General features: G+C 60.9%; 1 protein-coding gene. It reads right to left on the bottom strand.

Going from position 1 to position 243, the window contains the following annotated elements:
• On the bottom strand, positions 1-243 hold a 243-nt coding region (locus tag R0J92_RS25870; RefSeq protein WP_411053794.1), incomplete at both ends, for a TetR family transcriptional regulator.

Here is a 243-nt window from a genome sequence, read left to right as displayed (position 1 = left end):
ATGCCATTCATCAGCTGGCGGTAGGCCGCCTGCAGCATCTGGTCCTTGGTGGAAAAATAGTGGCGGATCAGCCCGCCGGTGACACCGGCACGAGCGGCGATCTGGCGAACGGTTGCCCCCTGGATGCCCGCTTCTGCAATGCAGTCGAGCGTTGCGACAATGAGATCTTCCCGTCGCTCGGCTTCGCTTGCTCGGTGATAAGATCTGCGGGCAATCGTCAAAGGACGCACCGGATGGAACTGC

Source organism: Tritonibacter sp. SIMBA_163, from assembly GCF_046535935.1.
Lineage (GTDB): Bacteria > Pseudomonadota > Alphaproteobacteria > Rhodobacterales > Rhodobacteraceae > Epibacterium > Epibacterium scottomollicae.
The sequence above is the reverse complement of the archived record's forward strand: the minus strand, read 5'-3'. Positions and strand labels throughout refer to the sequence as shown.